Annotated in this window: 22 protein-coding genes, 1 tRNA gene and 2 pseudogenes; 16 read left to right on the top strand and 9 right to left on the bottom strand. The window is 64.1% G+C overall.

Annotated elements, in window-relative coordinates; all coding sequences use genetic code 11:
- Positions 1 to 7: 7 nt before the first annotated feature.
- Together AUC70_RS10465 and AUC70_RS10460 are read right to left on the bottom strand one after the other, a co-directional pair.
- Complete coding sequence (locus tag AUC70_RS10465; RefSeq protein WP_069445100.1) at positions 8 to 1,336, bottom strand: dihydroorotase; 1,329 nt, start codon at positions 1,334 to 1,336, stop codon at positions 8 to 10.
- A 5-nt stretch (positions 1,337 to 1,341) separates the two neighbouring features.
- Positions 1,342 to 2,289: an aspartate carbamoyltransferase catalytic subunit gene (locus AUC70_RS10460; RefSeq protein ID WP_425283596.1), complete on the bottom strand. Its 948-nt coding sequence runs from the start codon at positions 2,287 to 2,289 to the stop codon at positions 1,342 to 1,344.
- A 297-nt stretch (positions 2,290 to 2,586) separates the two neighbouring features.
- Here AUC70_RS10460 and AUC70_RS17175 point away from each other — a divergent pair, with 297 nt between their 5' ends.
- Together AUC70_RS17175 and AUC70_RS10455 are read left to right on the top strand one after the other, a co-directional pair.
- Positions 2,587 to 2,742, top strand: a complete 156-nt coding sequence (locus AUC70_RS17175; RefSeq protein ID WP_158007427.1) for a DUF5993 family protein — start codon at positions 2,587 to 2,589, stop codon at positions 2,740 to 2,742.
- Between the two features lie 11 nt (positions 2,743 to 2,753).
- Positions 2,754 to 3,308 (top strand): disulfide bond formation protein B, encoded by a 555-nt coding sequence (locus tag AUC70_RS10455; protein ID WP_069444810.1) that lies wholly within the window; start codon positions 2,754 to 2,756, stop codon positions 3,306 to 3,308.
- Between the two features lie 17 nt (positions 3,309 to 3,325).
- Here AUC70_RS10455 and ruvX read toward each other — a convergent pair.
- Positions 3,326 to 3,793: pseudogene (gene ruvX, locus AUC70_RS10450) on the bottom strand (Holliday junction resolvase RuvX).
- 29 nt (positions 3,794 to 3,822) lie between these two features.
- On the opposite strand from ruvX, the gene AUC70_RS10445 reads away from it, so the two are divergent.
- From AUC70_RS10445 to AUC70_RS10380, 14 genes and pseudogenes are all read left to right on the top strand, one after another.
- Positions 3,823 to 4,524 (top strand): metal-dependent hydrolase, encoded by a 702-nt coding sequence (locus AUC70_RS10445; RefSeq protein WP_069444809.1) that lies wholly within the window; start codon positions 3,823 to 3,825, stop codon positions 4,522 to 4,524.
- Positions 4,525 to 4,668: 144 nt separating this feature from the next.
- Positions 4,669 to 4,956, top strand: coding sequence for an Asp-tRNA(Asn)/Glu-tRNA(Gln) amidotransferase subunit GatC (gene gatC, locus AUC70_RS10440; protein ID WP_069444808.1), 288 nt, complete (start codon positions 4,669 to 4,671; stop codon positions 4,954 to 4,956).
- Positions 4,957 to 4,962: 6 nt separating this feature from the next.
- Positions 4,963 to 6,445 (top strand): annotated as a pseudogene (gene gatA, locus AUC70_RS10435) (Asp-tRNA(Asn)/Glu-tRNA(Gln) amidotransferase subunit GatA).
- Complete coding sequence (locus AUC70_RS10430; RefSeq protein ID WP_069444807.1) at positions 6,442 to 6,837, top strand: RidA family protein; 396 nt, start codon at positions 6,442 to 6,444, stop codon at positions 6,835 to 6,837. The pseudogene gatA and the gene AUC70_RS10430 overlap by 4 nt, the downstream one beginning before the upstream one ends.
- A 12-nt stretch (positions 6,838 to 6,849) precedes the next feature.
- Entirely contained in the window at positions 6,850 to 7,158 is a 309-nt protein-coding gene (locus AUC70_RS10425; RefSeq protein ID WP_069444806.1) for a chorismate mutase, read from the top strand.
- Positions 7,159 to 7,180: 22 nt separating this feature from the next.
- Positions 7,181 to 8,659, top strand: a complete 1,479-nt coding sequence (gatB, locus tag AUC70_RS10420; RefSeq protein WP_069444805.1) for an Asp-tRNA(Asn)/Glu-tRNA(Gln) amidotransferase subunit GatB — start codon at positions 7,181 to 7,183, stop codon at positions 8,657 to 8,659.
- Between the two features lie 32 nt (positions 8,660 to 8,691).
- Positions 8,692 to 9,690 carry a quinone oxidoreductase family protein gene (locus AUC70_RS10415; protein WP_069444804.1) on the top strand — a complete coding sequence of 333 codons (999 nt, stop codon included), beginning with the start codon at positions 8,692 to 8,694 and terminating at the stop codon, positions 9,688 to 9,690.
- A 219-nt stretch (positions 9,691 to 9,909) separates the two neighbouring features.
- The gene (locus AUC70_RS10410; RefSeq protein ID WP_069444803.1) at positions 9,910 to 11,496 is read left to right on the top strand and encodes a glycosyltransferase family 39 protein; all 1,587 of its coding nucleotides are present in this window, start codon (positions 9,910 to 9,912) and stop codon (positions 11,494 to 11,496) included.
- A 259-nt stretch (positions 11,497 to 11,755) separates the two neighbouring features.
- Entirely contained in the window at positions 11,756 to 12,031 is a 276-nt protein-coding gene (locus AUC70_RS10405; RefSeq protein ID WP_069445099.1) for an SEL1-like repeat protein, read from the top strand.
- 29 nt (positions 12,032 to 12,060) lie between these two features.
- Complete coding sequence (locus AUC70_RS18405; RefSeq protein WP_280138244.1) at positions 12,061 to 12,195, top strand: hypothetical protein; 135 nt, start codon at positions 12,061 to 12,063, stop codon at positions 12,193 to 12,195.
- Positions 12,196 to 12,907: 712 nt separating this feature from the next.
- A tRNA-Ser gene (locus AUC70_RS10395) sits at positions 12,908 to 13,000 on the top strand.
- Positions 13,001 to 13,507: 507 nt separating this feature from the next.
- Positions 13,508 to 13,732: a hypothetical protein gene (locus AUC70_RS10390; RefSeq protein WP_141702073.1), complete on the top strand. Its 225-nt coding sequence runs from the start codon at positions 13,508 to 13,510 to the stop codon at positions 13,730 to 13,732.
- Between the two features lie 146 nt (positions 13,733 to 13,878).
- Positions 13,879 to 14,817 carry an acetamidase/formamidase family protein gene (locus AUC70_RS10385; RefSeq protein WP_069444800.1) on the top strand — a complete coding sequence of 313 codons (939 nt, stop codon included), beginning with the start codon at positions 13,879 to 13,881 and terminating at the stop codon, positions 14,815 to 14,817.
- A gap of 20 nt (positions 14,818 to 14,837) precedes the next feature.
- Positions 14,838 to 15,335: a hypothetical protein gene (locus AUC70_RS10380; RefSeq protein WP_069444799.1), complete on the top strand. Its 498-nt coding sequence runs from the start codon at positions 14,838 to 14,840 to the stop codon at positions 15,333 to 15,335.
- 20 nt (positions 15,336 to 15,355) lie between these two features.
- Here the strand turns inward: AUC70_RS10380 and AUC70_RS10375 are convergent, their stop codons facing one another.
- From AUC70_RS10375 to AUC70_RS10350, 6 genes are all read right to left on the bottom strand, one after another.
- Entirely contained in the window at positions 15,356 to 15,547 is a 192-nt protein-coding gene (locus AUC70_RS10375) for a hypothetical protein (protein ID WP_069444798.1), read from the bottom strand.
- Between the two features lie 84 nt (positions 15,548 to 15,631).
- Complete coding sequence (gene lon / locus AUC70_RS10370; protein WP_069445098.1) at positions 15,632 to 18,106, bottom strand: endopeptidase La; 2,475 nt, start codon at positions 18,104 to 18,106, stop codon at positions 15,632 to 15,634.
- Between the two features lie 22 nt (positions 18,107 to 18,128).
- Positions 18,129 to 18,536 (bottom strand): Hsp20/alpha crystallin family protein, encoded by a 408-nt coding sequence (locus AUC70_RS10365; protein ID WP_069444797.1) that lies wholly within the window; start codon positions 18,534 to 18,536, stop codon positions 18,129 to 18,131.
- Between the two features lie 297 nt (positions 18,537 to 18,833).
- Complete coding sequence (locus tag AUC70_RS10360) at positions 18,834 to 19,715, bottom strand: hypothetical protein (RefSeq protein ID WP_206599366.1); 882 nt, start codon at positions 19,713 to 19,715, stop codon at positions 18,834 to 18,836.
- A gap of 129 nt (positions 19,716 to 19,844) precedes the next feature.
- Positions 19,845 to 20,336, bottom strand: a complete 492-nt coding sequence (locus AUC70_RS10355) for a hypothetical protein (RefSeq protein WP_069444795.1) — start codon at positions 20,334 to 20,336, stop codon at positions 19,845 to 19,847.
- Between the two features lie 97 nt (positions 20,337 to 20,433).
- Positions 20,434 to 20,775 (bottom strand): FecR family protein, encoded by a 342-nt coding sequence (locus AUC70_RS10350; protein WP_141702072.1) that lies wholly within the window; start codon positions 20,773 to 20,775, stop codon positions 20,434 to 20,436.
- Positions 20,776 to 20,870: the final 95 nt, after the last annotated feature.

The following is a 20,870-nucleotide window of genomic DNA, read 5'->3' as shown; positions in this document are numbered from 1 at the left end:
GCGCGGGTCAACCGTAGTGATAGACCGGGCGCCCGGCAACGAACGTCACCAAGGCGCGTCCCTCGAACCGGGCTTCGTCGAACGGCGTATTCTTCGATTTTGAGCGGAGGTCTTCGCGGGCGACCGTCCAGGGTATCTCCAGATCGATCAAGGCGAGATCCGCCGGTGCGCCCTTCACCAACCGTCCGCCCGCGAGCCCCAAGAGTTCCGCAGGCCGCGCCGAGAGTGCGTTGAGGAGCCGGTGCAGCGTGATCTCGCCGTTATGGAAGAGACGCAGGCCCGCGCCCAGCATGGTCTCGAGGCCCACGGCCCCGTCATTGGCTTCAGCGAAGGGGCGGCGCTTGCCTTCGGCGCCGCGGGGGTCGTGCGCGGAGACGATGACGTCGATGTCGCCGCTGGCGACGCCTTCGACCATGGCCTGCCGGTCTTCCTCCGACCGGAGCGGTGGCGTCATTTTGAAGAAGGTCCGGTAGGGGCCGATATCGTTTTCGTTCAGGGTCAGATGATTGATGCTGACGCCACACGTGACGGGCAGCCCGCGTGCTTTCGCGGACCGGATCACCTCGAGCGAAGCGCGGCAGGATATCTGCGCCGCGTGGTAACGGCCCCCGGTCAGCTCGACGAGGCGGATGTCGCGGTCGAGCATCATGGTCTCGGCTTCCGTCGGGATGCCGCGCAAGCCCAGACGCGTCGCGACCTCGCCTTCGTTCATGACGCCGTCCTGGGCGAGATTGGCGTCCTCCAGATGGTGAACGATCAGTGCGCCGTAGTCCTTGGCGTAGGACAGGACGTTCCGCATCAGCTTGGCGTTGGCGACGCTCGTCTTGCCGTTGGTGAAGGCGACCGCGCCGGCATCGCGCAGCAAGCCAAGCTCGGCCATGTCCTCGCCCTTCAGATCGCGAGTCATCGCGGCCATGGGATGGACATTGACGAGGGCCGTATCGCGCGCGCGCCGGAGCACGAAGTCCACAAGCGCCACGTCGTCGATGACCGGGTCGGTGTTCGGCATGCAGCAGATCGTGGTGACGCCGCCGGCCGCCGCCGCGCGGCTCGCGGTCGCCAGGGTCTCGCGATGCTCATGCCCCGGCTCGCCGCAGAAGACCATCATGTCGATGAGACCTGGCGCGACGGTGCGCCCGCCGCAATCGAGTGACTCGGCGCCCTCGATGGAGCCTTCGGTGATGTGCATGCCGAGATCGGCGATGGTGCCGTTGGCGATCAGGAGCCCGCCAAAGGCGTCCAGTCCCGACGCCGGATCGACGAGCCGCGCATTCACCAGCGCAAGCGGCTTGCGGTGTGGGCGGTGGGCGGTTTCGGGTTCGGCTTCGTGGTCCATGTCGATCATTCGTTCGGAAGATGGCGCGCGAGGGCTTGCAGCACGGCCATGCGCACGGCGACGCCCATCTCGACCTGTTCGCGGATCACGCTGCGCGGGCTGTCCGCGATTGAAGCGTCGATCTCGACGCCGCGGTTCATCGGCCCCGGATGCATCACGATGGCGTCGTCCCGGGCGCTCGCAAGCTTGTCGGCGTCGAGCCCGTAGAAGTGGAAATATTCCCGCTGACTCGGGATCAGGCTGGAGGCCATGCGTTCGCGCTGAAGGCGGAGCATCATTACGACGTCTGCGTCCTTGAGGCCTTCATGCATGGAGGTGAACGCTTCGACCCCGAGCCGGTCCACCGCTTCGCCGAGCAGGGTAGAGGGCGCCACCACGCGGACGCGGGCACCGAGCGTGTTGAGCGACAGGATGTTGGAGCGCGCCACGCGCGAATGGGCGATGTCGCCGCAGATCGCCACGGTCAGACCCTCGAAGCGCTTCTTGTGGCGGCGTATGGTCAGGGCATCGAGCAGGGCCTGGGTGGGATGCTCGTGACTGCCGTCGCCCGCCGTGATGACGGAGCAATCGACCTTCTGCGACAGGAGCTCGACCGCGCCGGCCGCGTGATGGCGCACTACGAGCAAGTCGGGGCGCATGGCGTTCAGCGTGACGGCGGTGTCGATCAGCGTCTCGCCCTTCTTGATGGACGAGGTCGGGATCGACATGTTCATGACGTCCGCGCCGAGGCGCTTGCCCGCCAGTTCGAAAGAACTCTGCGTGCGGGTGGAGGCTTCGAAGAAAAGATTGATGAGCGTCCGGCCGCGCAGGTCGTTGCTCTTCTTGTCGACCCTGCGGCTCTGAGCTGCCGCGTCCTCGGAGAGGTCGAGCAACGACAGGATCTCGTCCCGCTTCAGACCTTCGATGCCGAGAAGGTGGCGATGCGGGAAGGATGGTGTAGGGGCTTCAGCCACGTTGCTCATTAAAGGGCACTGTATAGGCCCCGATTTCCAAAGCTTCAAGCGCATGGCGGACGCGAGGACGCGAACCGGGGAAAACCGCGCCGTCATGCCTTCGTCAGCGCAGGCGCCCCGCGGGCCTCGGGGCTTGTCAAGGCGCGGCCAATCCCAAATAGTCAGGGACTAGACGAATCGTTGGTTGGCCAGAGGCAGCACCAATCTTCGCCATGCCCAAGCGGGGCTTAGTCCCTCCGGCGCGGCGCTGCTGCCGACATTGGCCGATCTACAGGAACAATTGGGAGCGCGACCCCCATGATGAGCTTGCCCTTTGTTCTGTTTGCGTGCGCGATTGGTGCGGCGTGGCTGCGTCAGCGCGGTGTGTCCGTGGGCTTCTGGCTCATCGGGCTTGCCACAATGCTGATCCTATTCCGCGTTCATGTCGGTGAAGTCTTGAGCATCCAACTCTGAGGAGCCGGAACGTGTCCGCCGAGCTGTCGAAGCTGCTGAACGCGTTGGGGTTACTTGCCATCGGCACCGTCTTGACGATGGCGTTCATCGATCAGGTCTGGTTCGGCGAGCTTCCGTGCCCGCTCTGCATCTTGCAGCGGGCGGGTCTGATCGCCGCCGGCTGCGGCATCGCGCTCAACGTCGTGTTCGGCCCGAAGCCGAGCCACTACGGCATTGCCATCATCGGCGGGATCGCGAGCGCCGCGATCTCCATGCGGCAGATCCTGCTGCACATCGTGCCGGGAACTGGCTTCTACGGTCCTCCGGTCTGGGGCATGCACCTTTACACCTGGGCGTTCCTCTTCGCGGTCGCCATCGTCCTCGGCAGCGGAATCATGCTGCTCGGCGACCGGCAATTCTCGCAGGTGCAGTCGGCTTCCGGGCGCTTGAAGGGGCTGCCCCTGATCGCGATCCTTCTGTTTTTCATCCTGACCTTCGCCAATATCTTTTCGACCATCGCCCTTTGCGGCACAGGTCTTTGCCCCGACAATCCCGAGAACTACGAGCTCTTCCAAATCAACGATTGAGCTGAGCCTGGAGGCCGTTAGCGAAGCGCCTTCATGCGGTCGAGCGCGCCCTGCAGGATGTAAGCGGCCGCCATCCGGTCGATGACTTCGGCCCGGCGTTGCGGGAGCGTCGGCCTCGATCAGATGCCGCTCGACCGCCGCCGTCGACAGGCGCTCGTCCAAAAGGCCATGGGGAGATCTAGATGCTGGCCAAGGTTCCGGGCAAAAGCGCGGGTCGACTGGGCGCGCGGCCCTTCGGAACCGTCCAGATTGAGCGGGAGCCCGATCACGAGCCCGCCCACGCCCTCCTTGGCCGCAATGGCGGCGATCGCCTTGGCATCGGCGGTGAATTTCGTGCGGCGCACCGTCTCGTAGGGGGTCGCGATGGCCCGGGTGACGTCCGACAGTGCAAGGCCGATCGTTTTGGTTCCCACATCAAAGCCAAGAAGACGCGCGCCAGGCTGTAGCTTCGACGGCAACTCTTCGATAGGAAAGGGCGGAGCCATAGTCACTGCGTCATGTGAGGGGTGAGACGATGAAGATAACGTGGTTTGGTCATTCTTGTTTTCGCGTTGAGTTCGGCGCAAGCCGCATCCTGATCGATCCCTTTCTTACCGGCAATCCCACCTTCGAGAAGGCGGGCATCGCCGAGATCGCCGTGATCGACGGGATCACCCATGTGGCGCTGACCCACGGCCACGAAGACCACGTCGGCGACACGGTCCGGATCTGCAAGGAAACCGGCACCAAGCTGATCGCCGTGCACGAGCTCGCCACCTATCTCGCCGGCCACGGGGTCGAGAAGACCGATCCAGGCAATACCGGCGGCATGGTTCCCCAAGACGGGTTCGACCTGACCTTCGTCCAGGCGCTCCACTCCTCCTCCAACATGGTCGATGGGCGCCCGGTCTATCTCGGCAACCCTTGCGGGATCGTCATCGCCGCGAAAAGCGGCAAGACGCTCTATCACATGGGCGACACGGATGTGTTCGCCGATATGGCCTTGATCAACGAGCTGCATGAGCCCCAGATCGGCATCGTCCCCATCGGCGACCGTTATACGATGGGCGCCAAGGGAGCGGCGCTGGCGTGCAAGCGCTACTTTGACTTCGACACCGTTATCCCTTGTCATTACGGCACTTTTCCCGTGATCGACCAGACGGCTGATAAGTTCGTGGCGGCCATGGGCGGCCTCGAGGTCATGGTGCCCGAAGTCGGCGTTCCTTTCGACGCTTGAGCACGAACAGGGGCGGGGTTTCGCCCAGTTGCCGCCCCGGCGGGGCGGTGCTACAGGGGATACCCCGGTTTCACCGGTTCTCCCAGCCAGCGAGCCTTTGGGACTGATATCCTGAGGGCCTGAATTCGAGCCAGCGTCAAATCCATGTCTGTCGATCGCGCCACCGTCTTTCGCATCGCCCGTCTTGCCCGCATCGCCATCACCGAAGACGAGGCTGGGCGTCTGGAATCGGAGCTTTCGGGCATTCTCGACTGGGTGGCGCAGTTGGACGAGCTCGACACGGCCAACGTGGAGCCGATGACCCGGGTCGAGGCCATGACCATGAAGATGCGCGAAGACAAGGTGACCGACGGCTTCAAGGCCGAGGACATCGTCAAGAACGCGCCCCAAGAGGATGACCACTACTTCGTCGTCCCGAAAATCGTTGAGTAGCCAACCGTGACGGATCTCACAGACCTGACGATAGCCGACGCCCGCAAGGGGCTTGCCAACAAGTCTTTTTCGGCCGTGGAGCTGACGGAAGCCCACTCGGCGGCCATCAAGGCGGCCAACCGGTCGCTCAACGCCTATGTGCTCGAGACGCCGGAGCGTGCGCTCGACATGGCCAAGGCCAGCGACGCGCGGATCGCCAAAGGGGAGGCGGGCGCGCTGGAGGGTATTCCGCTCGGCATCAAGGATCTCTTCTGCACGAAGGACGTCCGCACCACCGCGTGCTCCCATATCCTCGACCGTTTCACGCCGACCTACGAGTCGACCGTCACCGGCAATCTCTGGGACGCAGGTGCGGTCATGCTCGGCAAGCTCAACAATGACGAGTTCGCGATGGGTTCGTCCAACGAGACGAGCTTCTACGGCGAGGTGATCAATCCCTGGCGGCGCGAGGGCTCCGATGCACCGCTCGTGCCGGGCGGATCGTCCGGCGGATCGTCCGCGGCCGTTGCGGCGCGCCTCTGCCTTGGCGCGACAGCCACCGACACGGGCGGGTCGATTCGGCAGCCTGCGGCCTTCACGGGCACGGTCGGGGTGAAGCCGACCTACGGGCGTTGCTCCCGCTGGGGCATCGTCGCCTTTGCCTCGTCCCTGGACCAGGCCGGGCCGATCGCGCGCACCGTGCGGGACTCGGCCATTCTGCTCGGCGCCATGGCGGGCCACGATCCCAAGGACGCGACCAGCGCGGATCTTGCGGTGCCGGACTTCGAGGCCGCGATCGATCAGGGCGTGAAGGGGCTGACCATCGGTATTCCCAAAGAGTACCGCGTCGAGGGTATGGCGCCCGAGATCGAGGCGCTGTGGCAGCAGGGCATTGCCTGGCTGACGGAGGCGGGCGCCAACGTCAAGGACATCAGCCTGCCGCATACGAAATACGCGCTGCCGTCCTATTACATCGTCGCGCCCGCTGAGGCGTCGTCGAACCTCGCCCGCTATGACGGCGTTCGCTACGGTCTGCGCGAGCCCGGCACGGATGTGATCTCGATGTACGAGAACACGCGCGAGTCCGGCTTCGGCGCGGAGGTGAAGCGGCGCGTGCTCATCGGGACCTATGTGCTCTCCGCCGGCTATTACGACGCCTATTACCTCAAGGCGCAGAAGGTCCGCACCCTGATCAAGCGGGACTTCGACCAGGCTTTCCAAGGCGTCGACGCGATCCTCACGCCGACCACGCCCGCGCCTGCCTTTGCGGCTGGCGAGAAGTCGGGCGATCCGCTGGAGATGTATCTGAACGACATCTTCACGGTGACGGTGAACATGGCGGGCCTGCCGGGCATCTCCGTGCCGGCCGGCTTGTCGTCGGAAGGAACGCCGCTCGGCCTTCAGTCATCGGCCGGGCCTCGACGAAGAGACGCTGTTCCGCGTGGGACAGGTCATTGAGGACGCGGCGGGGCCCATGGCCAAGCCGCAGGACTGGTGGAGCAAACCATGAGCCGGCGTCTGATTTCATCGGGGAGCCCGTACGAGAAGACCGTCGGCTATTCGCGGGCCGTGCGCGTCGGGAACTGGGTTTCGGTTGCGGGCACGACCGCGGCGTCGGGCGGCAAGCCCGTGGCCATCGGGGATCCGGAGGCGCAGACGCGCGCGATCTTCGAGACCATCGACAAGGCGCTGCAAGACGCGAACGCCAGCCTCAAAGACGTTGTCCGCACGACGGTCTATCTTGTTGACATTGCCCACTTCGAAGCGGTGAGCAAGGTGCACGGCGAGGTCTTCGGCGACATCCGTCCGGCCAATACCACGCTTGCGGTTTCGGGGTTCGTGTCTCCGGACTGGCTGGTGGAGATTGCGGTCGATGCCGTCGTCCCCGAGACATCCGGATAAGGGAGCGAGATCATGGCCACACGCGCGGCACAGAATTGCGAGAGCATGGACGATGTCCGGGTCGAGATCGATCGCATCGACGAGGAGATGGTTGATCTGATCTGCGAGCGCTTCGCCTATGTGGACCGGGCCTGGCAACTGAAGAAGTCGCCTGCCGATGCCACGGTGCCTTGGCGCATCCAGCAGGTCATCGACAAGGTGCGGGCGCGGGCCGAAAAGAACGATCTGCCGCCGGAACTCGTCGAGGCGTTGTGGCGCCAAATGATCGGCTGGTTCATCCAATACGAGGAAGAAAATCTCCGCAAGGAATCCAAGGAATAACGGTTCCTCCAAGGTCAGCATCATGGACGCCAAGTCGGAAAAATCGAATTTGATCGCGGGCGAGACCGGCGATTGGGAAGTCATCATCGGCATGGAGGTCCATGCCCAGGTCACTTCGAACGCGAAGCTGTTCTCGGGCGCGTCGACCGAGTTCGGCGGCGAGCCGAATTCCCATGTCAGCCTCGTGGACGCGGCCATGCCCGGCATGCTGCCGGTCATCAACGAGGCCTGCGTGGCGCAGGCCGTCAAGACCGGGCTTGGGCTTAAGGCCGAGATCAATCTGTACTCGGTGTTCGACCGGAAGAATTATTTCTATCCGGACCTGCCCCAGGGCTATCAGATCAGCCAGTACAAGAACCCGATCGTGGGCGAGGGCGAGGTCATCGTCGACCTTCTGAGCGGCGAACGCGTGATCGTTGGCATCGAGCGCCTGCATCTGGAACAGGATGCCGGCAAGAGCCTGCACGACCAGCATCCGCAGAACTCCTATGTCGACCTCAACCGGTCGGGCGTCGCGTTGATGGAGATCGTGTCTAAGCCGGACATTCGCTCTTCGGAGCAGGCGAAAACCTATGTGTCCAAGCTGCGGACGATCCTGCGCTATCTCGGCACGTGTGACGGCAATATGGATCAGGGCTCGTTGCGTGCCGACGTAAACGTCTCCGTCCGCCGTCCGGGCGATGAGCTTGGGACGCGTTGCGAGATCAAGAACATGAACTCGATCCGCTTCATCGGCCAAGCCATCGAGTACGAGGCGCGCCGCCAGATCGAGATCATCGAGGACGGCGGGACCATCGATCAGGAAACGCGCCTGTTCGATGCCAAGACGGGCGAGACGCGGTCCATGCGTTCCAAGGAAGAGGCGCACGACTATCGCTACTTCCCCGATCCCGACCTGCTGCCGCTCGAGCTGACGCAGGACTTCGTCGACGAGATCGCTAGCAGCCTCCCGGAGCTCCCGGACGAGAAGCGGGCGCGGTTCATCGCCGATTACGGTCTCACGCCGTACGACGCCGACGTGCTCGTGGCCGAGCGTGAGAGCGTCGACTATTTCGAGGATGTGGCGAAGGGGCGCGACGCCAAGCAGGCGGCGAACTGGGTCATCAACGAGCTGTTCGGCCGTCTCAACAAGGAAGGCCTGACCATCAACGACAGCCCGGTCTCGTCGGCGCAGCTCGGCGGCATTGTCGATCTCATCAAGGCCGGGACCATCTCCGGCAAGATCGCCAAGGACGTGTTCGACATCGTCTGGTCAGAAGGCGGCGACCCGGCCGAGATCGTCGAGAAGCGCGGCATGAAACAGGTGACCGACACCGGCGCCATCGAGAAGGCAGTCGACGAGGTCTTTGCGGCCAATCCGGACAAGGTCGAGCAGGCCAAGGAGAAGCCGGCAATGGCAGGCTGGTTCGTCGGCCAGGTGATGAAGGCGACGGGCGGCAAGGCCAGCCCGCAAGCGGTCAACGCCCTGATCAAGGCGAAGCTCGGTATCGAGTCGCGATAGCCGGATCGCGCGAGCGGCGGATCGTCCGAGACATGACCCGAGCCAAGACCAAAGATAAGACCCACGTCATCCGCGTGCATGAGTATGGCGGCCCCGACGTCCTCAAAAGGGAAGAGGCCGATATCGGGGAGCCAGGACCGGGCGAGATCCGCATCAAGCAGACGGCAATCGGCCTCAACTTCATCGATGCCTATATGCGCTCGGGCCTCTATCCGCAGGATGCGCTGCCGTTCGTTCCGGGCACGGAAGGCGCGGGCATCGTCACCGCGCTGGGCGAAGGCGTCCGCACGCTGAAAGTCGGACGCCGGGTGGCCTATGCCGGCCATACGGGCAGCTATGCGGAAGAGCGCCTGATTGCCGCCGATCGCGTGGTGCGCATTCCCGACAGCGTGAGCGACGAGGTTGCCGCGGCCGTGATGCTGAAAGGCATGACCGCGCAGTATCTGTTGCGGCAGATCTTCAAGGTCGGTCCCAAGACGACGCTACTGTTCCACGCGCCGGCGGGCGGCGTGGGTACGATCGCCTGCCAATGGGCGTCGTCGTTGGGCGCGACCGTGATCGGCACGGTGGGCTCGGCCGGCAAGGCGCTGATCGCGCGCTCCCATGGCTGCACGCACGTGATCAACTATCGGGAAGAGGACTTCGTCGCCCAGGTGAAGGAGTACACGGGCGGCGAGGGGGTCGATGTGGTCTACGACTCCGTCGGCAAGGAGACGTTTCCCGGCTCGCTCGATTGCCTCAAGCGGCGTGGCCTGTGGGTGAGCTTCGGCCAGTCATCTGGGCCTGTGCCCGAGTTCCGCATCAATCTTCTGGCGCAAAAGGGCTCGCTCGTCGCCACGCGGCCTTCGCTTTGGGACTTTATCGCCACGCGTAAGGAACTCGTTTCCACGGCGAACGACCTTTTTGACGTCCTAGCCAAAGGCGCGGTCAGGGTTTCGGTGAACCAGAGCTTTGCGCTGAAAGATGCCGCCGACGCGCATCGCGCCATGGAAGGCCGTCAGACCACGGGCTCGTCGGTCCTGATCCCATAACGGGGCCCAAGCGGGTCCCAAAGCGGGTCCATGACATCCTGCCGCAGGCGGCGCGGATGACACCAAGCCGACACATTTCAACCGTAGCCCCGTTCACTCAAATCTTCGTGGGCGCGAAGAAAAGTGAGAGCTATGGCGTCGTCAGTGATGCCGGTGCAGGTCTGCATCGCGCGCCCAGAAGAGAGAATCTGTCCACCATGGTGCCTTTGCGCGGTTGTCTTGTTCGGCGCGCTTTACGGACTGGTGCACACCGCTCTCCGGCTTGCCTTCTCCCATAGTCTGTCGCTGGACGACGCTTCCGCCAACGTGCTCGGCCAGACCCTTTCGCTCGGCTATCAGGAGCGTCAGCCGCCTGTTTACGAGTGGATCTTGTGGACGGTGCAGCAAGTCACCGGCCCGGGGCTGATGGGCTTCTTGCTCATCAAATACGGCCTGCTCATCGCAACATTCGTCTTTCTCTACCTGGTCGCTCAGCGGCTGTTCGACGATCGGCGCTGGGTCGTGATCGCGAGCCTATCACCGCTGCTGCTCTATCAGATCGGGTGGAACCTCCACGAAGGCGTGACACACAGCCTTGTCATGACCTGCGCGATCGCCGCATCGTTCTGGGCCTTTATGAGATTGGTCGAGAGCGGACGGCTTGGAGACTATGTGCTCTTCGGGGTCGTGGCGGGTATCGGTCTGCTTACCAAGTACGGCTTCGCCGCCTACCTGATCATTCTTTGCAATTGCGCGCTGATTCAGCCGGCGTTGCGGGCCCGTCTCCTCGACAGGCGCATGCTGGCGAGTGTGGGCATCGCTGCCGCCATCGTCGCGCCCTTCGGCTACTGGCTAATTGCCAACGACCACGACCTCGTCCGGGTTTTCGACAGCACCGTAGCACCCATGGCCTCGAACCGTCTGACGGCGACGATGACGGGTCTTGCATTCGCGAGCTGGGCGCCACTCGGCTTTCTCTTCCCCCTCGATCTCATTCTGCTGGTGATGTTTCCGGCCCTGCTGCGCGAGGGGTGGTCGAGGATCAAGCAGGGCGTACTGCCACGGGATCGCGCACAGGCGGGGCCCGATTGGCCGCTCTTGTTGCTGCACATGACCCTCGCCGGGTTTGTCTTTCTCTTTCTCGGTGCGGTGTTGACGGGCGCCTCGAACTATCTCGAGCGCTATATGCATCCGTTCTTTTTCTTCACGCCGTTGTGGTTGTTGCGGGTGGCTGCGCAAGACGCGCCCGCGCGCCGGCCGGTGGCGATCGGTGCCGTGCTGTTGGCGGTCACACTAATGGTCGTGCCGATCCGCGCGGTGTACTTGGCCAGGGCCATGAGCCCGGACTGCAATCACTGCCGGCTCGCGGTGCCGTACGAGGGCCTCGCCAAAGAACTGGAGGCACGCGGCTTCGGGGGCGGAACCCTCATCGTCATGGATCGCAACGACGGCGGCAATCTGCGCCGGTTCCTTCCCGAGGCACGCATCGTCTCGCTCCGCCGGCCATACCACTTGCCTCCCGTGCGGCCGCAGGATTTGACCGCCCCGGCTGTCGTCGTGTGCGTCCGGCTCGCAGGGCGGGCCTCTGGTCCCTGGCTGCGCCGGCCATTCGGCAGATTGACGGAACGGTCGTCGGCAAGCCGAAGGCCGTGCACGTGCCGTGGGAGCCTCTCGGCAGCGCATCCGAACCGCAAGCCTGGGAGTGGAGGATTGCGTTCGTGCAGCCATCCGCCGGGTCTCGACGTTAGTCATCCTGACCGCACTTGTTCGGGAAATACGCGACGACACTTAATCTCATTCGCGTGCCGGAAAGTTGCGCGTGGTTAGCGAGACGCCACCGGAAATGGTTAGAGGACCCTTTCAAATGCGCGTTCTTAATCTTTACCCCGCCGATTCCCGTGCCCTCGTAAAGCAAACTTACCAAGCGATTCAGATTTGGTGAGCTTGCATTAAGCACATCGATTCAGACGTTCTTCAAAGACGTCGCCGATGATCGTCCTCGTTGAACGCAACACCGCGCATCGAACGTCTTTCGTGGGGAAAGTCAGATACGCGGCGGGGACAAAGAGCCAAAACGGGGGACGTCATGGCACGATTGGAACTTGGAACGATCTTGGGCAGTCAGTTTGAACCTGCGGTTCAGGCCGGCGGAGCGGATGCGCTGTTCGAACTTGGAATGCTGTATGCGACGGGGCGTGACGTGGATGTGGATCTCGTCACCGCGCATAAGTGGTTCAACCTGTCGGCGGCGCGGGGCAACGACTCCGCGCGCGACTACCGGCTGGAGCTGGCCCGCGAGATGACCACGGATCAGATTTCCGAGGCGCAGCGCCAAGCGCGCGAGTGGCTTCAGACCCACTAGGGCTGGATTGGACGAGGCTGAAGTGCGCCATGGCGCACGCTGAAGGCGGGATGCCGGATAAAACCGGCGTGCCGCCTTACTCGTTTCCGCATTCCCGGAACAGCGAGGTCATGCAGTCCCAGCTGCGGCGCGCGAAGTTCTTCTGCGGCTTCGGCGCCTCCTGAACTGGGGGTGGCGGAGGCGGCGGTGGCGCGGCCTGTTGGTTCTTCGCACCGGCGCCAAGGCCGATTGCAGCACCGGCACCCTGTAGCCCTCGCTTCGAGGCGTCATAGGCCCGCCCGCCCATCTCGAACAGGGATTTGGGTTGCTCGCCGCGCTTGCCCTCGACGCCCGGTTGTCCCGTTCCACGCGCTCGTTCAACTGACGGACGCGCGGGTCGTTGGTGACCTTCGGGGGCAGGGTGGGGCCATCGTAGTTGTAGGCCTTCACCACGCCGGCACAGTTGGGGTCCTTCTTTGCCGCGCAGGAGGCGTGATTGCCCTCCTTGGTGGTCCGCACCACGCAATACAGCTTGAACGCATCGCTTTGGGTAACGCCGCTGCCTTGGAGGCGGCAGCGGTACGAGGCGTTGGGGTTCTTGCAGGTCACGCAATACTCGGCGCTCCCGGCCTGCACCGTGCTGGGCATGGCAAGGAAGGAGGCGGCAAGGGCTATGCCGAGGCACGCCGCCGCACGCCTAGGCCATCCGAATCGGATGCCGCCGCTCATGCGCTAGTCCTCCCAGGATTTCGAAGCTCCAGCCTAGCATATTGTGCCCGAGAGCAATATGGGGCCGGGGTCCCGCCGGGGCATGGCGTGGAACGCCGCGTGTGGCTGGAAATCGCACGCACGCGTGTTGACCGGCCCGAACGAGACCAGTAAGCCTTTGCGTCCAGCGGAGACGTGGCCGAGAGGCTGAAGGCGGCGGTTTGCTAAACCGTTATACAGTGTAAAGCTGTATCGGGGGTTCGAATCCCCCCGTCTCCGCCAGCGCCCCGGGGAAGCTCAATGCTTCAGGGGCGGACCTGGAAATCACCCCACAATTCGCGCCACCAATCGACCCCCGGCATGTCGGCACGAGAACGCCATTTTTCTATGGCAGGTTCAGTTATTGCTTTGGGGAGACTTAGGTCATGAAGAACAAAGCCATAGCAGCCGGGCGCGTTTGGGCACTGGCACTGACATATTCCATGCTCTTCACACTGTTGATTGTCTTGGCTGAGGATGCCCACACGCCATCCACGGCGGTGGCACACACGCCGGCGGCGGCCCATATAAACTAGGGCGCGCACCAACGCGCCGCGCTTCTGAAGAGGCGCAAAACTAGCGCGTGTTCGTGGCGATGCGCACGTGTAGTGCAGATATCGCACGCCTGAGGTCTGCCTAGAGGCGCATCGCGGCTGAAACTGTTCGGGCTTCAGCTTGCTACAGAGCAACAGCAGCGCGCGTGAACCGCCGATAAGGCAAGACGTTTTCTCGTCTCCAAGGAGCATGCAGATGAAACGTAGTGCAGAAGCGCAAGCGAACACCACAGCAGGAACCAAATCCCGCCACCACGTCACCGGCGAGGATTATCCGTTCGAGTGGGCGAGGCGCTTCGAACACTGGTTGGACGTTGGCCATCGCCGCGCGTTCTTTTACGCGTTGCCCTTTATCGTGTTCGTCGTCGTGGTTGCCGCCGTGGCTATTACATTAGCCATCCTGGACACCCCGCCTGTCTAAGCCGGCGGATGCGCTTTGGATCGGACGCTAGCCTAGTCCGTTTTCCCCGCCGTCCACTCCGCTCGCCCTGCGCTTGGCCGGGTGCCGTATCAACGCAGCCTCCTAGACCTGCAAATTTGCTATGACGGTCCGACGAGGAGGCGCGCGTGCTCTGCAATCACACGATCCATAAGCACCACCATCATTTCGGCTGGGACAACGCTATCGACCCGATCTTGACCGTGACGCCGGGCGAGACGGTCGAGATCGAGACCATCGATGCCTCGGCCGGGCAGGTGGGGCCCGACACCACGCTCGAGGAGTTCCTTGCGCGCGACGCCTCCCGCGTGAATCCCGTGACCGGGCCCATCTATATCGAGGGCGCGGAGCCGGGCGACGCGGTGGCCGTGACCTTCAAGGATTTCCAGCCGTCCGGTTGGGGTTGGACCGCGAATATTCCGGGCTTCGGGCTGCTGGCCGACCAATTCACCGAACCTGCGCTCCATATCTGGAAATACGATGCGCGGACGTTGGCGCCGGCCTTGTTCGGGGCCAGCGCCGCCGTCCCCTTGAGGCCATTCTGCGGCACCGTGGGGCTCGCCCCCGCCGCGCCCGGCGTGCACTCGGTGATCCCGCCGAGCCGGGTGGGCGGCAATCTCGACATCCGCGACAACGCCGTCGGCACGACGCTCTACCTGCCGGTCGAGGTCGCGGGTGGCTTGCTGTCGCTCGGCGACACCCATGCGGCCCAAGGTGACGGTGAAGTCTGCGGCACGGCCATCGAGAGCCCCATGGTGGTCGCGGTCGAGATCGGCCTCATCAAGCAGGCGAGGCTCGCTTTTCCGCGTTTCGAGACGAACGGGCTGGTTTCCCGCCATCTGGATGAGGCCGGGTACCGAGCCACGACGGGCGTGGGGCCGGATCTGATGCAGGCGGCGCGGGATGCCGTCTCGGGCATGATCGATTGGCTTTGCGCCAGCACAAATATGGCGGCGGTCGATGCATATATGCTGTGCAGCGTCTGTGCCGATCTGCGGATCAGCGAAATTGTCGACGCTCCCAACTGGACGGTTTCGTTGTATTTTCCGAAGATGGTGCTGCGCTAGCGAGGCCAGGAGCTGTCGAGATGACCGTGAATAGCCCCCAGTCTGGACCGGACCTCGATCCCAGCTTTATCGAGCGGGAGCGGAACCGCCTGGCCGGCCGGGCGCTGTCCTTCCTCATCGGTCTGAACGGCATCGCCGCGCTGGTCCTGCTGACCATCGTGGCCATGGAGCCGCAGGCGACCGTTGACCGCAAGGTGACGATGGCCATGCTGGTGTTCAGCGGCGGGGCGTTGGCGGCGCTGTTCAGCTCGTTTCTGGCCTATGTGAACCGGACCGTGCGGCTGGAATCTCCGGGGCGTCGCGAGTTGCGCAGGGCCTTGCGGACGGTCGCTATCTTGACTGTCGTCGGCAGCGGCGCGGCCTTCCTGATCGGCATGAACATGGTGGCGACGACCCAGGCCGAGAAATCGAGCTCGCATCCCAAGAGCCGGCGGGAGGACAAACCGCCCAAGCCACCGCAAATCAAGAGTGCGGCGCTGCCTGCGGCTTTCGAAGTTCGGTGGAGCTTTCGCGCATAGCGCGTTGAGGCGGAATCGTTTTACGGGCCGGTCATCTCGCTGGTGAAGTCGGACCAGACCTCCTGCGCGTCCTTCGTGGCCGCGCCGACTTTCTCGTTCACGACGTCCCAGTTGACGACGCGCTTTTCGACCTGCTGTTCGCGCTGATCCATGACGAACGCGGCCACGACCGTCAGCGCAACGCCCAATATGAAGCCAAATAGGAACCGCATGGGACCCCCCAGGAGTTGGGGGGATCATACGGCCAACCTGCCCCTAAAGGAAGCAGTTGTGACCTCAACCCAGGCTCGTGGCGGCTAGCCGCTGGCCAGCCGGCGCTGATCGTCGGAAAGGTCGTTGGGGCTGTCGGCGGGTACCTCCGGCGGGCTCAGGGCCGCGGCCAGGGCATCGTCCACCGTCGACATCCAGACGAACTTGACCGCCTCGCGCGCGGCTTCCGGAATATCCTCGAAGTCCCGGCGATTGCGTTCGGGCAGCATCACGGTCTTTATCCCGGCGCGCACCGCGGCCAGCACCTTGTTCTTCACCCCGCCGATCGGCAGCACGAGGCCGCGCAGCGAGATTTCGCCGGTCATGGCGATGTCGCTGCGTACGGTGCGCCCCGTAAAGAGCGAGGTGAGGGCGATGAACATGGCCACGCCCGCGCTCGGCCCGTCCTTGGGAATGGCGCCTGCCGGGACGTGCAGATGGATGTCCGACGTATCGAAAACACTCTGCTCGATGCCAAGATGTCCCGCTCGGACTTTCAGAAGAGATAGAGCGGCTTGCGCGCTTTCCTTCATGACGTCTCCGAGCTGGCCGGTCAGGATGAGCCGGCCCTTGCCTGGCACTTTGGTGCACTCGATGAAGAGGATATCGCCACCCGTCGGCGTCCAGGCGAGCCCTGTGGCGACGCCGGGCACGGATGTCCGCATGGCGACCTCGTTGTCGACCTTGCGGGCGCCCAGGATGCCGTGAAGGTCGTCCACGTCGATGCGCATGCGCGACTGGCCGCCTTCGGCGATCTGCATGGCCACGTGGCGGCAGACGGCGCCGACCTCGCGCTCGAGATTGCGGACACCCGCTTCGCGGGTGTAACCGTCGATGATCGTGCGCAGCGCCTCTTCGGTGATCTCGCACTGCTCCGGGCTGAGACCGCTCGCCTCCAGCTGGCGCTTGACCAGGTAGCGCTTGGCGATCTCGACTTTCTCGTCCTCGGTGTAGCCGGGGATCTCGATGACCTCCATGCGGTCGCGGAGCGGCGCCGGAATCTGGTCGAGCACGTTCGCGGTGCCGATGAACATCACCTTCGACAGGTCGAACGGGACACCCAGATAGTTGTCGCGGAACGTGCTGTTCTGCGCCGGATCCAGGACCTCGAGCAGCGCCGCGGACGGGTCGCCGTGGAAGCTGGCGCTGAGCTTGTCCATCTCATCGAGCATGAAGACGGGATTGCGCGTCTCGGCCTTGCGCAGCGCCTGCACGATATTGCCGGGCAGGGCGCCGACATAGGTGCGCCGGTGACCGCGGATTTCCGCTTCGTCATGCACGCCGCCGAGGCTGATTCGCCCGAACTGACGGCCCATGGCGCGGGCGATCGACTGGCCGAGCGAGGTCTTGCCGACGCCGGGCGGGCCGACGAAGCACAGGATCGGGCTGTTGCCATCGGGGTTGAGCTTGCGGACCGCAAGATATTCCAGGATCCGCTGTTTCACCTTCGGCAGACCGTAGTGATCCTCATCGAGGATCCGGCGCGCCTCGGCAATGTCGATCGTCTCCTCGGAGAGCTTCGACCAAGGCAACTCGATCAGCCAATCGAGATACGTCCGGATCATGCCGTGCTCGGCTGACGCCTCGGGCATGCGCTCCAGGCGGCGAAGTTCTTTCTTGGCCTGCGTCTCCGCTTCCTCGGACATTTCGGCCTTGTCGATGGCCTCGCGCAGCTCGGCGATCTCGGCCTCGCCGTCCTCGCCTTCGCCAAGCTCCTTTTGGATCTGGCGAAGCTGCTCGCGCAGGATGTGTTCGCGCTGGCGCCCGGACAGGGACTCCTGCGTCTGCTCGCCGATTTGCTTCGACAGGCGCAATACCTCGATCTGCTGCACGAGTTCGCGCAGCACCTTGTCGATGCGGTCGGACACGTCGAATGTCTCGAGGATGCCCTGCTTCTCCGGCGGGCTGATATCCATGACGTTGGCAATGAAGTCGGCCAGCATGGAGGGCGACTCGATCTGCTCCAGGGCACCGCCGAGTTCGTCCGGCGCATTGGGTAGGAGCGACAGGGCCTCACGCGCACGTTCGCGCAGCTGATGGACCCGGGCCGCAAGCTCGGTTGAGAACACTTCCAATCCGCCGATTTCCTCGATCCGCGCCGCAAGGAACGGGTATCCGTCGAGGATCTCCAGAACCTTGAAGCGGTTCATGCCGCGCACGACGAGGTGATGGGCGCCGTCGGGCGACGTCACATAGCGCATGATCTCGGCAATGGTGCCGACACGGTTCAACTGGTCGGGGCCCGGCGCGTCGGCGCTCGGGTCGCTCTGCAGCAGCACGCCGACGGGCTTGCCCGCTTGTGCAGCCGCTTGCGCGCCGGCGACGGTCTGGGGACGCCCAACCATCAGGGGGGCGACCACGCCCGGAAACAGCACCGCGTTGCGCGTCGGCAGCAGAATGACCGCATCGTTCGGCAGCTCGGGAAAGGCCGACTCTTCCTGTCCCGTGGTGGTCTGGGACTCGGTGGTCTCCTCGGTCTTCTGCAGACTCTCGGTGGTCAGGTTTTGGTCTTGCTCATTCATGATGTGCACTTCAGTGAGTGGGTTAGCCTGCCTTCGTAAAGATCAGTTTCAGACATCCATTTTCGAGTTCTTTGCCGATGAGCCTCAAACGGCTGGAAATGGCGATGCGCCTCTCGAATCGCCCGTAGGGAATCTCGAGCCGGACGATATTGGCGCCGCGCCCCGCGGCCGGAATGGCCCGGACGCCCGTGACGATCAACGTCGTGCCTTCGATCTCGGCCCGGACGGCCTCGGGGCGGACCCCCGGCAGCGCCGTGATTACGGTCACCTCGCGCTCGGTCTCGAAAATATCGACCGGCGGTTCCCAGCAGGCGCTGCTGGTGCCACTCGACGGCCCGAAAAACTGCCGCTGGAGTTGCTCGGCCTGTTTGAGCATCGCGCAGGCCTCGGCGAACATCCGCGCGGTTGGGTCGGACTTGGGATCACGCATTCACAGTCTCGTTTCGAACTTCGGTCGTTTTCAGTTCCGGCCGCATTCGTATGCCGCCGCCTCGCATATCGTCGGCCTTCAATTTCGACCGCGAAAGCTATTATCCAGAGCAAAGCCGGGGGACGGCGACAGGTCAAGCCGCTGGCGACGGCTCGGGTGGGGAGCCTTTATTTGGGGTTTGCGGCAGCGCACAACAAGAGCGGCGGGACAATGCGGGGCTTCGGATAGGGGCCGCACGTTTCGGGCAAGGCCGCGCGCGTCTGCTCATCGCACTTTGCGGAGAGCGATGGAGCGATCCTATTTGGCGACGATAAAGGTCGTGCGGTCGAGCCCGGTATTGCCCGTGCGCGGATTGTGCGCATAGACGGTCACGTCGTAGAGGCCCGGCGCCGTCACCGGCACGCTGCCGGCGAATTGGCTCGCCTCGCCGCCAAAGGCAAGGTCGATCGGCGCGAGCTTCTCGCCGTTATGGGTGACGAGCGCTTTGACTTCGAGTTCGTCCGCGTCCCACAAGCCGCCCGGCGTGATGGGGCAGCCACACATCAGGCTGACATTGGCGCGCAGATCGACCTTGTCGGTCGTTCCGGCAAGCTTCACATGCGTGGGCGGGTCGAGCACGTCAACCACGTAGCCCGGCAGCTCGACGCGCCAGCCATCGCCGCCGGTGATGTCTTTTCCAGGCACCACCCATTGGGTGACGGTCACGCGGTTCGCGCTTTGGCGCTGGGCGAGGGGACCGAACACCTCGACCTCGACCAGGCGAGGCACCTCGATATCGATGGTGGCGTCGAACTTGGCTGCGCCCTCGCTTGAGAGCGTCGCGCGGCGTCCGCCGTCCTCATGCATGATGCGGCCGGTGTCGCCCGTGCCGCCTTCGGTCACGCCCTCGGCCAGGATCTTTCCGGTGTCGGCGTCCCGCACGATCACGCGCGCGCCGCCCATGCTGGAGCCAACGAACTTGGCGTCCTTGCTCAGCACGCGAACGGTGATGTCGGTGGGTTCGGCGCTGGCGACGCGCGGCGCGAAGAAGACGATTGCGGCCGCGACGGCAAGTCCCAGCCCTGCGAGCAAAAGGACATGCGCAAGGCGAGGGGTCGTGGTGCGTGACAAGAACTTAGGTGAGGCGTGATGAAACAACATCGGAACTCCCGGGAAGGCCGGCTTGGCAGGAAGGGTCAAACCCGTCCCCTGAAAATGGGGACGGGCGGGGAGACCTTAAAGGGTCCGCATGACACCCGGAAATGACACGCGACCATGACACGCCGTCATCGGCCAAGAGAGGGAGATTCGTGGCTCGGGGAGCGCTGCTTAGCAGTTCGCGCAGGTGTACCCGGGAGAGGTATAGAGCGGCGTCTGCGTCACGCTAGGCGGTTTGGGCACGCGTACGGGAGGGGTGGGGGGCGTGTGCGGCCGGTGGACGTCAGGCACGCGCACCTTCGGCTCCGGAACGCGGTGCAGCTTGATCGGGCGGGCGTCGTAGAACTGGTCGCGGACGAACGGCTTATCCGGAAAACGGCCGGTCGGCTGGATGCCGTAGTAGAACGGCCAAGGGTTCCCCTTCGTCTTGTAGACCTTGGCGGCGGTGCCGCCGGAGATCGCGGCCAGGATGAGATTGGTATCCGTCTGGGTGGTGCGCCGGATGATGGGCGGGCCCGAATTACCGATGGCGAACAAGTTGCCGCTCTGCTTGATGGTGTAGCGGCGTCCTTTGCGGTTCAGCGCCAGATAGTCGCCGAAGACGAAGGCGAAGACCGCCTGGTTGGAGCTGTTCACGATGCCCTGGAAGATGCCGCCGCGCACGGTCAGCTCGCCGGCGGGCGCTTGACCTTCACGGCGGGCTCCTGCTTCGAGAGCTTCCCGCCGACAAAGCGCAGGGCGCCCTTCGAGAGCGTGGCGGTCATCTCGCCCGTGCCTTGTGCGGGTTGTAGACGAACTTGTCGATGAGGAGGCTCGAGCGGGGGCCGACGGTGAAGGTGGAACCGTCGACCAGAAGCACCTGCACGACGCCGGAGTCCGACGTGGTGATCCGTTCGTTGTAGAAGACCGACTTCCCGATCTTGAGGGTCCGCGTGCCCGCGCCTGGCGGCGTGCTGGTGGCTTTCGGTGTGACGGCGGAAGCGACGCCGACGCGATCGGCGGCTTCTGCGGTGGCGTCCATACCGGATAGGGGCAGGACCGAGAGAACCGAGCTTGCGACAATCGCGGTCGCCCTCGGTGTGAGGCTAATCGAAGCGAGCATGAAGACCTGTCCCGTCCCGTTGGTGTCGAATGCCGTGGGCCGCGCAAGGCGTTGGCAAGCCGGTCATGTGGGGACAGAAAAAGGCAGGGCAAGCT

Origin of the sequence: Methyloceanibacter stevinii (assembly GCF_001723355.1) — a bacterium.
In the GTDB taxonomy this organism is placed as follows: Bacteria; Pseudomonadota; Alphaproteobacteria; order Rhizobiales; family Methyloligellaceae; genus Methyloceanibacter; species Methyloceanibacter stevinii.
The sequence above is the reverse complement of the archived record's forward strand: the minus strand, read 5'-3'. Positions and strand labels throughout refer to the sequence as shown.